The organism is Azospirillum terrae (assembly GCF_053470425.1).
In genome coordinates this window covers 592,652-605,603 of sequence record NZ_JBPXMR010000001.1, presented here as the reverse complement: position 1 = coordinate 605,603, position 12,952 = coordinate 592,652, and the positions used below count along the sequence as shown (strand labels likewise).

Annotated in this window: 13 protein-coding genes; 6 read left to right on the top strand and 7 right to left on the bottom strand. The window is 67.7% G+C overall.

Going from position 1 to position 12,952, the window contains the following annotated elements:
* Positions 1 to 4 precede the first annotated feature (4 nt).
* The 3 genes from nadA to ACSVDD_RS02855 form a co-directional block, all read right to left on the bottom strand.
* Positions 5 to 1,036: a quinolinate synthase NadA gene (nadA, locus tag ACSVDD_RS02865; RefSeq protein ID WP_448187777.1), complete on the bottom strand. Its 1,032-nt coding sequence runs from the start codon at positions 1,034 to 1,036 to the stop codon at positions 5 to 7.
* 311 nt (positions 1,037 to 1,347) lie between these two features.
* A complete protein-coding gene (locus ACSVDD_RS02860) occupies positions 1,348 to 1,794 on the bottom strand; it encodes a hypothetical protein (RefSeq protein ID WP_448187776.1) in 447 nt (148 codons plus the stop codon).
* A gap of 814 nt (positions 1,795 to 2,608) precedes the next feature.
* Positions 2,609 to 3,619 (bottom strand): NrtR DNA-binding winged helix domain-containing protein, encoded by a 1,011-nt coding sequence (locus tag ACSVDD_RS02855; RefSeq protein ID WP_448187775.1) that lies wholly within the window; start codon positions 3,617 to 3,619, stop codon positions 2,609 to 2,611.
* A gap of 103 nt (positions 3,620 to 3,722) precedes the next feature.
* Between ACSVDD_RS02855 and ACSVDD_RS02850 the strand changes: the two genes are divergently transcribed.
* On the top strand, positions 3,723 to 3,983 hold the full coding sequence (locus tag ACSVDD_RS02850) for a hypothetical protein (protein ID WP_448187774.1): 261 nt from the start codon (positions 3,723 to 3,725) through the stop codon (positions 3,981 to 3,983).
* On the opposite strand, the gene ACSVDD_RS02845 is transcribed toward ACSVDD_RS02850, so the two are convergent.
* The 3 genes from ACSVDD_RS02845 to ACSVDD_RS02835 form a co-directional block, all read right to left on the bottom strand.
* A complete protein-coding gene (locus ACSVDD_RS02845) occupies positions 3,980 to 4,198 on the bottom strand; it encodes a hypothetical protein (RefSeq protein ID WP_448187773.1) in 219 nt (72 codons plus the stop codon). The two genes, ACSVDD_RS02850 and ACSVDD_RS02845, sit on opposite strands and share 4 nt — an antisense overlap.
* A gap of 90 nt (positions 4,199 to 4,288) precedes the next feature.
* The gene (locus ACSVDD_RS02840) at positions 4,289 to 5,539 is read right to left on the bottom strand and encodes an MFS transporter (RefSeq protein ID WP_448187772.1); all 1,251 of its coding nucleotides are present in this window, start codon (positions 5,537 to 5,539) and stop codon (positions 4,289 to 4,291) included.
* Positions 5,540 to 5,546: 7 nt separating this feature from the next.
* Positions 5,547 to 6,002: a bacteriohemerythrin gene (locus tag ACSVDD_RS02835; RefSeq protein ID WP_448187771.1), complete on the bottom strand. Its 456-nt coding sequence runs from the start codon at positions 6,000 to 6,002 to the stop codon at positions 5,547 to 5,549.
* A 187-nt stretch (positions 6,003 to 6,189) separates the two neighbouring features.
* On the opposite strand from ACSVDD_RS02835, the gene kynB reads away from it, so the two are divergent.
* From kynB to ACSVDD_RS02810, 5 genes are all read left to right on the top strand, one after another.
* Positions 6,190 to 6,843 carry an arylformamidase gene (gene kynB, locus ACSVDD_RS02830; protein ID WP_448187770.1) on the top strand — a complete coding sequence of 218 codons (654 nt, stop codon included), beginning with the start codon at positions 6,190 to 6,192 and terminating at the stop codon, positions 6,841 to 6,843.
* Positions 6,840 to 8,078 (top strand): kynureninase, encoded by a 1,239-nt coding sequence (gene kynU, locus ACSVDD_RS02825; protein WP_448187769.1) that lies wholly within the window; start codon positions 6,840 to 6,842, stop codon positions 8,076 to 8,078. Before kynB ends, kynU begins: the two co-directional genes overlap by 4 nt.
* Positions 8,079 to 8,089: 11 nt before the next feature.
* Positions 8,090 to 8,920 carry a tryptophan 2,3-dioxygenase gene (kynA, locus tag ACSVDD_RS02820; RefSeq protein WP_448187768.1) on the top strand — a complete coding sequence of 277 codons (831 nt, stop codon included), beginning with the start codon at positions 8,090 to 8,092 and terminating at the stop codon, positions 8,918 to 8,920.
* Between the two features lie 95 nt (positions 8,921 to 9,015).
* The gene (locus ACSVDD_RS02815; RefSeq protein ID WP_448187767.1) at positions 9,016 to 10,380 is read left to right on the top strand and encodes a TrpB-like pyridoxal phosphate-dependent enzyme; all 1,365 of its coding nucleotides are present in this window, start codon (positions 9,016 to 9,018) and stop codon (positions 10,378 to 10,380) included.
* Positions 10,381 to 10,441: 61 nt separating this feature from the next.
* A complete protein-coding gene (locus ACSVDD_RS02810; RefSeq protein ID WP_448187766.1) occupies positions 10,442 to 11,317 on the top strand; it encodes a VOC family protein in 876 nt (291 codons plus the stop codon).
* Positions 11,318 to 11,325: 8 nt separating this feature from the next.
* Here the strand turns inward: ACSVDD_RS02810 and ACSVDD_RS02805 are convergent, their stop codons facing one another.
* Complete coding sequence (locus ACSVDD_RS02805) at positions 11,326 to 12,900, bottom strand: ATP-binding response regulator (RefSeq protein WP_448187765.1); 1,575 nt, start codon at positions 12,898 to 12,900, stop codon at positions 11,326 to 11,328.
* Between the last annotated feature and the right edge of the window lie 52 nt (positions 12,901 to 12,952).

Sequence of the window (12,952 nt, the reverse complement as noted above, 5' to 3'; positions counted from 1 at the left end):
GCCCTCACGCACGGGGTTTTGGCTGAACGGCCAGCATGCGCTCGACCGAGCGGCGGGCGCGGTCGGCCAGTTCCGCCGGGATCTCGACGCGCGGCTCCAGAGTCTGCAAGGACTCCAGGATGTTGGTCAGCGTGATCCGCTTCATGTGCGGGCACAGATTGCAGGGCCGGACGAACTCCACGTCGGGCAGGTTGGCGGCGATGTTGTCGCTCATCGAGCACTCGGTGACCATCAGCACGCGGGGCGGCCGGCGCTTTTCGACCATCTGGATCATGTGCGCGGTGGACCCGACATAGTCCGCGGCCTCCAGCACGTCCGGCGGGCACTCCGGGTGGGCGATGACCATGAGGTTGTCGAAGCGGCCGCGGAACTCGGCAATCTGGGCACCGGTGAAGCGCTCGTGCACCTCGCAATGGCCCTTCCAGGCGATCACCTCGATGCTGGTCTGGGTGGCGACATACTTCGCCAGATATTCGTCGGGGAGCATGATGACGCGCGGCACGCCCAGCGATTCCACCACTTCCACCGCGTTGCCCGAGGTGCAGCAGATGTCCACCTCCGCCTTCACCTCGGCCGAAGTGTTGACGTAGGCGACGATCGGCACGCCGGGGTAGGTCTCGCGCAGCAGCCGCACGTCGGCGGCGGTGATCGATTCCGCCAGAGAGCAGCCGGCGGCGGCGTCCGGGATCAGGACGATCTTACCGGGGTTCATCAGCTTGGCCGTCTCGGCCATGAAATGGACGCCGGCCAGCACGATCACCTCTGCGTCGGTGGCTTCGGCCTGTTTCGCCAGGGCCAGACTGTCGCCGACGATGTCGGCCACGCCGTGGAAGATCTCCGGCGTCTGGTAGTTGTGGGCCAGGACGACGGCGTTGCGCTCGCGCTTCAACTCGTTGATGGCGTGCACCAGCGGGGCGTGGAACGGCCACTCGATCTCCGGGATCACGCGCTTCAGCCGCTCATAGGCCGGCGCGGTCGCGGCGGCGACCTCGGGCGTGTACTCCAGGCGCAGGGCGGTGGGCGTGATCGCGTCCATGGCTTATGCTCGCATTGAGGTAAATATATAATTCTCAATGAGAGCATAAGCGCTTTTCGTGGCGAGTCAAGCCGGGTGCGGCGATTTGGCCCTTCGGGGGGCATCGTAAAGGCGCTTCAAAATCGTGCGTTATGCCCGCCGGGAGCTGGCAGCCGCCTGCTTGGGGTTGATTGGCGGGGTCACTCTCTATGGCTTTCCATAACGTTCAATGCAGCCGCAGCATGCAATTAAGCGCCAATCAAAACGCGAAAATGCATCGGCCGCTCGGGGGGTGGCCGTATATTGGGAGAAAGACGGCGAGCAAACCAAAGTCAGGTTCGCGGCACAGCCGGGATAAGTCGCTGCATGATCCCCAGGAAGCGCTCAAGCGTGCCCCTTGGTAGTGAGTCCAAGAAGGCCGCCAGGGGAGCATCCATATCGACGACGTGCTTATGTAGAAACTCTTGAACAAACTTGACTAAGGCAGTGTTCTGCTCAGTACCTTGGCATTCTGCCTCAAGAATGGCGCTGACTTTCCGGAACATGGCCCAATGTGCAGCATAATGTGGTTGGAAGCCGTGGTAATTGGACAACGACATCAGGCATTCCTCCTGAAGGGCATGGCGGATGAGCACGTCCAGGAACTCTTCACGGGCTCGCAGGATGGTGTCCGGAGCAGATTGGCCTTCCATTAGAAAAACGAAAATCTTCAATTTTGCTATGATTTCGTCATGGGGTTTGTCGATCAGATCTGAACCCGTCTGCAACATTATCTTCATGAAGTTTTCCCTTGGCCAACGGTCGTAACATGGCCGTCGTTGTAGCCATCACCATGCCCATGAGATTTACAGTAGTGGCTCAACATCGCCCATGTCAGTCGTCAGCGATCAAATCCAACAATGAGGCGTTCTGGAAAGTGGCGGGGCTGCGGCCCTACCTGTATCTGCCACTTAGCAGCATGTCAAAAGTAATCGCCCTTAGTTCCAGACATATAACATGGCGCATTTCAAAGCATAGATAAAATTTAGGCCGCTGAATTGCTTCATCGACCGCCGCAATAGACAGAAAAATGAAGAAAGTGGTTGCTAGTAGGCGATCGCGCCTGCCAAGCATTGGTGGTCCATTAAACGAAGGCATGATTTCAGAAATGTTCCAGGGCATCCACCCGTAATTCGGAGATAACCCTATCTGCTGCGCCGCGGCGTTGCTTGTGTTCATGGCCCGCTCTCGCCGGCCGGATAATTTAATCAGTCTTGACCTCACACAGGACACCGCAAATTTAGAAAATGTCTAAATGCTTGATGGAAATCACGCCGCCATCCTTAGGGGTGGCGTTATATATCTGCAGCGAGCTTCCTGGCTTGCTTAAGGATGCAGACTTAGGGCCGCCCTCGTGGTGGCCTTTTTCTGTTTTTGATACAGCGTCCAGAAATGAGACGGTTTGGAAAATAACCTTATTTATTTTGTGTCAATGTTGGATAGCCGCCCCTCTTACCCTGCTGCGTGGCCCTGCTACGTGGTTGCCGGACGCACACCAGAAACAGATTTTCTGGACGAGGCCGGGGTCTGCGATTGCCGTCTTTCGGTGAGGGGTCAGGCTTCCGGGATTGCCCGCGCGCTGGTGCGTTCGTGGATGGCTTGGCGGCGGAAGCGGAACAGCTCGGCGGGGCGGCCGCCGGTCTGGCTCTCGTAAGCGCCGGTCGGCTCGACGAAGCCGCCGGACACCATCAGACGGCGGAAGTTCTGCTTGTGCAGCCGCGCGCCCGACAGCGCCTCCACCACCTGCTGGAGCTGGTTCAGCGTGAACGTCGGCGGCAGCAGTTCGAAGACGATGGGGCGGTACTTCAGCTTGCCGCGCAGGCGCTCCAGCGCGGTTGCCAGGATGCGCCGGCCGTCGCGCGCCATAGGGCGGCCGAGGGCTCGGGGCATGTCGCGGCGCAGGCCCGGCTCGATGCCGGCGAGGCGTTCGAACTCGCGGTCGCGGAACGCCTCCACCACCAGCCCGGCCTCGTACAGCAGTTCATAGCGCTCCAGCACGCGCTCGGAATCCCATCCCTGCCCGTCGTCCAGCGCGAAGGCGAGCTGGGCGCGTTCCTGGCGGCGGGCGCGCTCGGCCTCGCCGGGCGCCGCCTCGACCCAGCGCCGCAGCGCGGGCAGAACGATGGTGTCCAGCAGCGCCGGGCGCTCGTCGCGCCAGTCCTCCCAGGGGAAGTAGTCGTAGAGGTCGCGCCACTCCGCCGCGTCGTGGCCGCCGGTGGGCTCGTCGCGCACCAGCGCCAGATAGCCCACGGTGACCGAGCGCGCGCCGCCGAACAGCTCGTGCGGGTCGCGGTGGCGGTCGCCGAAGGTGTAGAGCTGCTCGACATAGCGCAGCGACAGGCCGGACAGATCCTCGGCCACCGCGCGCAGGCCCTCCTGGAGCGTGCGGAAGCGCTCCGGCTCGAAGGCCGCGCCGGGCAGGGCGTCGCGGTGCGGCGGCGGCGTGTCGCCGCGGCGGAACGGCCCCGGCACCTCGAAGGCGCTGCGCACGGTGACGATGCGCGGCGTGGAGCCGGCCACCGCCACGATCACCGCCGTCACGCCGAGCTGGGGTTCGTCCGTCACGCGCTGCCTCGTCCAAGTTCCGATCCGCGGAGAATAGACGGGCGCGGGTGGCACCGCCAGCGCCGGCCTTGCCCTGGACGGCCGGTGCGCTAGACTTGTCGCCATGACCGTCAAGGAACGCAACGCCCTCCTCTACCTCGCCAAGCACCTCGCCGCCGGTGTCACGGCCGGGCTGGTGTTCTGCGGCGCCATGCTCTGGCTCGACGTCGGAGGGCTGCGCACGCTGCTGGTCGCGGCGGATTCGGTGGGGGTGGGGCTGTACCTGTTCATCGGCTCGATCTGCATCACCTTCGGCAGCGTCGCGATGGGCGTCGGCGTCATGGGGCTGGGCGACAACGCCGACCGCCCAGACCGCGAGTACTAATCCCCGCTCACCACCGTGCCGAACACGGTGAGCAGCGCGGTGCCGGAAACCAGGACCACCAAGGGGTCGGCGTCGATCAGCGGGATCACCTGCCCGGCCAGCCCGAGGTCCACCGTGCTGACCACGAAGGCGACGGCAAGGCGCGGCAGGCCCAACGCCGCAAAGGCGACGGCCAGATACGCCAGCCCCAGGCAGATGAGCGTCGCGACGGTCATGCCTGCGACATTAATCCGATGCGGCGAAGGGCGAGGGAGAGCAAACGGCCGGATGCGGGTCTCTGGTGGTGCCACCATCCGCACGCTTGCTCAGCGGACGGAGAGCAACCGGTCGATGCGCCGCAGATCCGGAAAGCGCCACGCCCACAGCGCCGCGACGGCGACGGCGCCTAACCCGCCGGCCACCACCGCCGGCACGGTGCCGAACAGCGCCGCCGTGGCGCCCGATTCGAAGGCGCCGAGCTGGTTGGAGGCGCCGATGAACAGTCCCGACACCGCACCGACGCGCCCGCGCATCTGGTCGGGTGTGGCGAGCTGGATCAGCGTCTGGCGGATGAAGACGCTCACCTCGTCGGCGGCACCCAGCACGAACAGCGCCACGCCGGACAGCACCGCGTCGGTGGAAAGGCCGAACGCCACGGTGCCGGCGCCGAAGGCGGCAACCGCCCCCAGCAGATGCAGGCCGGCGTGCCGGTTCACCGACCAGCGCGCCAGCGTCACCGCCATCAACAACGCCCCCAGGGCCGGCGCGCTGCGCAGCAGGCCCAGGCCCCACGGGCCGACGAACAGGATGTCCTTGGCGTACACCGGCAGCAGCGCCGTCGCCCCGCCCAGCATCACCGCCATCATGTCCAGCGATATGGCGCCGAGGATCGCCGGCCGGCTGTGGATGAAGGCGACGCCGGCCAACAGCGAATTCCACGACACCGCCCGCTTCGCCAACTCCACCCGGCGCGGGCGCAGCGTGGCGACCAGGGCCGCGGCGGCGGCCAGCAGCAGCGTGGCGGTGCCGTACACCACCGCCGGCCCGGCGAGGTAGAGCAGCCCGCCCAGCGCCGGGCCGCCGATCATCGCCGTCTGGATCGCCGTGGAGTTCCAGGCCACCGCGTTGGGCAGGTCGTCGGCCGGCACCACGGCGGAGATCAGCGCGCTGTGCGCCGGCCCGCCGAACGCCTTGGCGACGCCCAGCGCGAACACCACCGCGAAGATCAGCCCCGGCGTCGCCGCACCGGCCGCGGTCAGCGTGAACAGCACGCCCAGGCCGGCGGTTTCCAGCAGCAAAGCGGCCATCAGGATGCGCCGCCGGTCGTGGCTGTCCACCACGTGCCCGGCGACCAGCGACAGCACCAGGGTGGGGAGGAACTGGAACAGCCCGACGAGCCCGAGGTCGAGCGGGTCGCCGGTCAGCTCGTACATCTGCCAGCCGACGGCGACCGCCTGCATCTGACCGGCCAGCCACGCGCTCAGCCGCGCCGTCCAGAACAGCGCGAACGAGCGGTGGCGGAAGGCGGAGCGGAAATGATTCGTCGCGGCGGCTGCGGCAGGGGCGGCATTGGGCATGGTGACTTCAATCCGCCGCGTTCGGCCTCTGTCCGGTCCACCGGGCCGATGCCTCGGCCAGGAAGGCGCCGAGCGCCTTGTCGGAGCCCCGGATGTGCCGCTCGATCCAGGTGCGGATGAAGCCCAGCGCGTGCGCCTCGAACTCCGGCCCACTGTCCAGTTCGGCCTTCAGCGCGGCCAACTCGCGGCGGAAGCTGGCGTGCTCGCCGCCGTGCTCCTTGACGCGGGGGTAGCGGCAGACGCGCATCAGCGCCTCTTCCGTGCCGAAATGATAAAACGCGTAGGTGTCCAGCTCTTGCAGGAGCTTCTGCTTTTCGGCAAGGCCGCAGCCGGCGGCGAACGCACGGGCGGCGTCGCTGTACAGACCGAGCAGGACCTTGTGCTCGCCATCGATTTCCGGCACGCCGACGGAGAGTGTGTCCTCCCATTCCATCGGTTTGAAAAGATCCGCGTTGTCGGCCATGGCAGCCGTTCTCCGATCAGGTCCGTAGTACGCAGTGTAGTGCATTATGCAGCACTCCAGCGCGGATTGCGCGGGGTGCGTTGCCGCGCCATCGAAGGGCGGAGATGGAAATCCTCCCGGCGCTCCCGACATCAGTATCGGGTCGGCTCAAAAGGGCATTGGGCCAAACGGGCATCGGGAGGGAATGGTGGACGCGACCGACGAGAGCGGGCGCCGCATGTGGGACATCAGCCCGGCGCTGCGGCCCGGCATGCCGGTGTGGCCCGGCGACACCGCGTATGACGAGGTGCGGACCTGGGCGATCGCGCCCGGCTGCCCGGTCAACGTTTCGCGCGTCACGCTGTCCACGCACACGGGGGCGCACGCGGACGCGCCGCTGCACTACGACGCCGACGGGCGGCCGGCGGGCGAACTGGACCTGTCCCTCTATCTCGGCCGCTGCCGGGTGGTGGACGTGCGCGGCTGTGAGGCTCGGGTGCCGGTGGACGCGCTGGCTGGCCGGCTGGACGGAGCGCCGCCGCGGGTGATCCTCAAGACCTACACCCGCAACCCGGTGGAGCGCTGGGACGCGACCTTCACCGCCGTGCACCCGGATACCGTGGATATTCTGGCCGCGCACGGCGTGCGGCTGATCGGCATCGACTCGCCGTCGCTCGACCCGCAGGAGTCCAAGACCATGGATGCCCACAACCGCGTAAAGGCGCACGGCCTCGCCATCCTCGAAGGGCTGGTGCTGGACGACGTGGCGCCCGGCGACTACGAGCTGATCGCGCTGCCGCTCAAGCTCGCCAATCTCGACGCCGCGCCCGTGCGCGCCGTGCTGCGGGAGTGGCGGCCGTGAGGGCGCTTGGTCGTGACGACGTGGCGGTTCTGGACGCCTGTGACCCGCTGGCCTCCCGGCGGGAGCGGTTCGCGTTGCCGGACGGCGTCATCTACCTGGATGGCAACTCGCTGGGCGCGCTGCCCAAGGCGACCCCCGCGCACCTCGAACGCGTCGTCCGCGCCGAATGGGGGAACGGGCTGATCCGCAGTTGGAACAGCGCCCGCTGGATGGACCTGCCGCAACGGGTCGGCGATAAGATCGGCCGGCTGGTCGGTGCGGCACCGGGCCAAGTCGTGGTCGCCGACTCCACCTCGGTGAACCTGTTCAAGGCCCTGGCCGCCGCGGTGCGCATGCGTCCGGGGCGGACGGTCGTGCTGTCGGAGCGCGGCAACTTCCCGACCGACCTCTACATCGTCCAGGGCCTTGGTGACCTGATTGGTGGGGTTGAACTGCGCATGGTCGAACGGGAGGAGATCGCGCACGCCATCGACGGGCGCACCGCCGTGGTGATGCTGACCCACGTCGATTACCGCACCGGAGCGATGCACGACATGGCCGCGATCACCCGCGCGGCGCACGATGCCGGGGCGCTGATGCTGTGGGATCTGGCGCACAGCGCCGGGGCGCTGCCGGTGGACCTCGACGGTTGCGGCGTCGATCTGGCGGTGGGCTGCGGCTACAAGTACCTGAACGGGGGCCCCGGCGCGCCGGCCTTCCTTTATGTGGCGATGCGGCATCAGGAGGCGTTCCGCCAGCCGCTCGCCGGCTGGATGGGGCACGCGGAGCCCTTCGCCTTCGGCACCGCCTACGAGCCGGCGCCGTGCATCCGCCGTGCACTGTGCGGCACGCCCGCCGTGCTGGCGATGGCGGCGCTGGAGGCCGGGGTGGACGAGGTGCTGGCGGTGGACATGGGCGACCTCCGGCTGAAGAGCCTGGGGATGACCCGGCTGTTCCGCGCTCTGGTCGCGCAGGAGTGCGCCGGCCTGGGTCTGTCGCCGGCCGGCCCCGACGCACCGGAGCGCTGCGGCAGCCAGGTGTCGGTGCGGCATCCGCAGGGCTATGCGGTGATGCAGGCGCTGATCGCGCGCGGGGTGATCGGCGACTTCCGGGCGCCGGACATCATGCGCTTCGGCTTCGTGCCGCTCTATCTGCGCTTCGCCGACGTCTGGGACGCCGTGCAGGTGTTGAAGGACGTCCTGTCCACCGCGACCTGGGACCGCCCCGAGTTCCACCAGCGCGCTGCGGTGACCTGAGGAGGAACCCCATGACCGACGAACCCGGGCACCACGGCGCCCACCTCGACTTCGCGCAGGACATGAGTTACGGCGACTATCTCGGCCTCGACCGGCTGCTCCATTCGCAGATGCCGCTGTCGTCCAGCCACAACGAACTGCTGTTCATCATCCAGCACCAGACCACCGAACTGTGGATGAAGCTCATCCTGCACGAGCTGGGGGCCGCCAAGACGCACATCGCCGCCGACGATCTGGGACCGGCCTTCAAGATGCTGGCGCGGGTGGCGCGGGTGAAGAACCAGTTGATCCAGGCGTGGGACGTGCTGTCCACCCTGACGCCCAGCGAGTACACGGCGTTCCGCGACTATCTCGGCAAGTCGTCGGGTTTCCAGTCCTACCAGTACCGCACCATCGAGTTCACTCTGGGCAACAAGAACGCCGCCATGGTGCAGCCGCACCGCCACCGCGAGGATTTGGCGGGCATGCTCGACCGGGCGCTGACCGCGCCCAGCCTCTACGACGAGGCGATCCGCGCGCTGGCCCGCGCCGGGTTGAGCGTGGATCCGGACTGCGTGGAGCGCGACTGGACGCAGCCTTACCGTGCCAACGACAGCGTGCTGAACGCGTGGCTGGCGGTCTACCGCGACCCCGGCCATCACTGGAGCCTGTACGAACTGGCCGAAAAGCTGGTGGACCTGGAAGACAACTTCCGGCAATGGCGCTTCCGCCACGTCACCACGGTCGAGCGCGTCATCGGCCACAAGACCGGCACCGGCGGCACCGCCGGTGTGTCGTACCTGCGCAAGATGCTGGAGGTGCGGCTGTTCCCGGAGCTGTGGGATGTGCGGACGCATCTTTGACGGGCCGAACGCGGTTAGCCCCTTTTTGCGAACGGCGGTTGCCGATATACAACCTCCCGACCGCCGCCGACAGAGCGGCCAACGGAGGAAATGCCATGACGGAAAGCACCAAGTATGTGCTGAGCGAAGACCGCATGCCGAAGGCTTGGTACAACCTTGCCGCGGACCTGCCGGTGCCCCTGCCGCCGCCGCTGCACCCGGCGACCGGCCAGCTCATCGGCCCGGACGATCTGGCGCCGATCTTCCCCATGGCGGTGATCGAGCAGGAGGTTTCGACCGAGCGTTGGATCGACATCCCTGAACCGGTGCGCGACGTCTACCGTCTGTGGCGGCCCAGTCCGCTGGTGCGCGCCCGGCGGCTGGAAAAGGCGCTGGGCACGCCGGCCAAGATCTACTTCAAGTACGAGGGCGTCAGCCCGGCCGGCAGCCACAAGCCGAACACTTCGGTTCCGCAGGCCTTCTACAACCAGCAGCAAGGCGTCAAGCGCCTGACCACCGAGACCGGGGCGGGGCAGTGGGGTTCGTCGCTGGCGTTCGCCGGCTCGCTGTTCGGGTTGGAGGTGGAGGTCTTCATGGTGAAGATCAGCTATCACCAGAAGCCCTACCGCCGCGCCTTGATGGAAACCTACGGTGCCACCTGCATCGCCAGCCCATCGGACATGACCGAGTCCGGCCGCGCCATCCTGGCGAAGACCCCGGACAGCACCGGCTCGCTGGGCATCGCCATTTCCGAAGCGGTCGAGCGCGCGGTGCAGCGTGACGACACCAAGTACGCCTTGGGCAGCGTGCTCAACCACGTGCTGCTGCACCAGACGATCATCGGCGAAGAGGCCATGGCACAGATGGAGATGGCCGGTGCCGAACCGGACGTGATCATCGGCTGCGCCGGTGGCGGCTCCAACTTCGCCGGTCTGGCGTTCCCCTACCTGCGCGAAAAGCTGAAGGGCAGGGACGTGCGCCTGCTGGCGGTCGAGCCGGCGTCCTGCCCGACGCTGACCAAGGGCGTCTATGCCTACGATTTCGGCGACACCGGCCATCTGACGCCGCTGGTCAAGATGCACACGCTGGGCTCGACCTTCATGCCGCCGGGCTTCCATGCCGGTGGCCTGCGCTATCACGGCATGGCGCCGATGGTCAGCCACGTCAAGGAATTGGGCCTGATCGAGACGCGGGCCTACCCGCAGACGACGTGCTTCGAGGCGGCGGTGACCTTCGCCCGCAACGAGGGCATCGTGCCGGCGCCCGAGTCCTCGCACGCCGTCAAGGCCGCCATCGACGAGGCGCTGCGCTGCAAGGCCGAGGGCAAGGCGGAGACCATCCTGTTCACCCTCTCCGGCCACGGGCACTTCGACATGCAGGCCTACACCGACTACTTCGCCGGCAAGCTCCAGGACGTGCCGTACGACGAGGCGGCCCTCAAGGACGCACTGGACCATCTGCCGAAGCTGGCGGCGGAGTAGCGGGAAGGATATTAAGGTCCTCCCCCGACGGATTCGGGGGAGGGCTTTGAAGGAGACTCCCATGCCCCACGGCATCGACGGCATCGACCATCTGGTGATCGCGGTGCGCGATCTGGAGAAGGCGCGCGACGCTTACGCACGGCTCGGCTTCACGCTGACGCCGCGCGGCCGGCACACCGAACTGAAGTCGGCCAATCACACCTTCATGTTCGCCGACGACTATGTGGAACTGCTCGCCATCGAGGAACCGAATCCCGCCACCGCGGCGTGGTCGGAGTTCCTGAAGACCCGTGAGGGGCTGGCCGCCGTCGCGCTGAAGACCACCGACGCCCGCGACGCCCAGCGCCAGCTCGCCGAGGCCGGGCTGTCGGGCAGCGAGGCCATCGATTTCGGCCGTCCGGTGGACCTGCCGGAGGGCAAGCGCGACGCGCGCTTCACCATCACCCAGGTGGCGGCGGAGGCGACGCCGGGCGGGCGCATGTTCCTGTGCCAGCACCACACCCGCGATGTGGTCTGGCGGCCGGAGTACCTGACCCACGAGAACGGCGCCACCGGCTTGGCCGCGCTGATCGTCGCCGCCGACGACCCGGAGGCGGTGGCCGGCCCCTACGCCCGGCTGTTCGGCACGCACGTCGAGCCGCGCGGCGTCCTTCGGGTGGTGCAGACCGGTGCGGCAGCCGCACCCATCGTCGTGGCGCCGCCGTCGGTGCTGACGCAGCTGTGGGGGGACGATCCGGTATTGCAGGCGCCACGCCCGTGCTTCGCCGGCTTCGCGGTGCGGGTGGCGGATTTCTACAAGGCGCAGCAGGCGTTGCAGAAGAGCAAATTCCCGGCCATCGCCGGGGAAGGCGTGCTGCGCGTCAGCTCGCAGCACACGCACGGCGCCGCCGTGGCCTTCGCGGAGAATTTCGACCTTCTGCGGGTGCTGCCGGGGTAGGAGCCGGGCTAGGGAGTCGACGGCTTCCCCACCCGCGCCGGTGCGCAAGGGCCGGCGATCTGGCTGAGCACGCGTTTCAGGTCCAGCGGGTGCAGCGGTTTGTGCAGGAAGGAGCAATGGCGGCGCTGGCCCTCGGTCAGCTCCGCCTGCCCGGTCTCGCCGGTCAGCACGATGGCGGGGATCTCGCGGCCGTAGAGCTTGCGCACCCGGTCGATCACCTCGAATCCGGTCACCTTGTTGGGCAGCCGCAGGTCGGTGAGGATCACGTCCGGTGGGCCGTCCAACTGGTCCAGGCGCATGAACACCTCGCGGATGTCGCCCGCCGGAACCACCGTGCAGCCCCACCCCTCCAGGCTGAGCTGGAGGCCGGTCAACACCATCGCATCGTCGTCCACCGCCAAAACCGTGGTGCCGGCCAGTGGGCCGGCGGCGTGGCGCGGCTCCTCCGCCCGGCGCGGCGCTTCCGGCTCGGCCAACTCCAGCGACACCGAGAAGACCGAGCCGCGGCCGACGCGCGAGTGCACGTTCACCGGCGCCTTCAGCAGTATGGACAGGCGCCGCACGATGGCAAGCCCCAGGCCAAGGCCGCGGTTCGGGTCGCGCGCCGGGTTCTCCAACTGGTGGAACTCGTCGAAGATCAACTCGGTCTGCGCCTCGGGGATGCCGAAGCCGGTGTCCCACACCTCGATCCGCACCCGCCCCGGCCCCGGTCCAGACTGCCGGCGCATCGCCAGCAGCACCTTGCCCTGGCGGGTGTAGCGGATGGCGTTGGACACCAGATTGCGGACGATGCGCTCCAGCAGCACCGGGTCGCTGCGCACCAGCGCCGGGAACAGGCGGGCCTTGAGCACCAAGCCCTTTTCCTCGGCCTGTGGGCGGAATTCCTCGACCAGACCCGCCAGCAGTTCGTCAAGGTCGAACACCTGCGGGTTGGCCTTCACCGTGCCGGCGTCCAGCGTCGAGATGTCCAACAGCGCGTTCAGCAGCTTCTCGCCCGCCGCCATGGCGTTGCCGAGCAGGCCGGCGGTCTGCCGCGCCTTGTCGTCGGTGATCTGCATTTGCAGCACTTCCAGGAACAGCCGCATGGCCTGGAAGGGCTGGCGCAGGTCGTGGCTGGCTGAAGCGAGAAAGCGCGACTTGGCGGCTCCGGCGCGTTCGATTTCGGCGCGCATGTCCTCGGCGGCGCGCAGCGCCGTGCCGTCGCCCATCGCCAGGACGCCGTGCGTGCGGCCATGCTCGACGATGGGCAGCACACGCAGGCGCAACGGGGCCTGCCCATCGGGAAGCGGCAGATCGACCGGCAGCCCGGATTCCGGCGCGAAGCCGTCCTGCGCCATCAGCGCGCGGGCCACCGCCTCGAACGCCGGCCACGCGTCGCGCAGGGCCGCCTGCGCCGGCTCGCCGGGAGCCGGGGCGCGGCCGAGCAGCGCGCCCAGCGCGGCGTTGGCGTGCACGGTGGCCAGCGACGAATCCACAAGCAGCGCCGGCACCCCGGCCACCTGACAGATCCGCCGCGCGGTGTCCAGGCTGACCGGAGCGGGGACGTCCCCGTGGGATCGTTCGACCGGCTGCTGAGCGGTCAAATGGGCCTCGCTTCCATAGTTGTGTATCATGGTTGTGTGACGGCGCACCGGC